The organism is Paraburkholderia sp. SIMBA_054 (genome assembly GCF_046534875.1).
In the GTDB taxonomy this organism is placed as follows: domain Bacteria; phylum Pseudomonadota; class Gammaproteobacteria; order Burkholderiales; family Burkholderiaceae; genus Paraburkholderia; species Paraburkholderia hospita.
Genome location: NZ_JAWRXV010000813.1, coordinates 1 through 271 on the forward strand (window position 1 = coordinate 1; position 271 = coordinate 271).

A 271-nucleotide genomic window follows, 5' to 3' on the forward strand; every position below is an offset into this window, starting at 1 on the left:
GCTGTTATATCATGCCGGGTGGCATCGACCCGCACACCCATCTGCAAATGCCCTTCATGGGGACCTATTCTTCCGACGACTTCGATACTGGAACGGCGGCTGCCCTTTCCGGCGGGACGACGATGGTGGTCGATTTCGTGCTGCCGGATTCTGAGGGCAATCTGCGCGACGCGCTTCAGGAGTGGTTCCAGAAGGCTGGCAAGTCGCGCACCGATTATTCGTTCCACATGGCGATTACCGGCTGGAACGAGCGCACGTTCAAGGAAATGGC

Annotated in this window: 1 protein-coding gene; it reads left to right on the plus strand. The window is 58.7% G+C overall.

Features of this window, described 5'->3' with window-relative positions:
- Positions 1-271, plus strand: a 271-nt coding sequence (locus SB822_RS57360; RefSeq protein WP_410859144.1) for an amidohydrolase family protein, incomplete at both ends; no start/stop codon positions are given.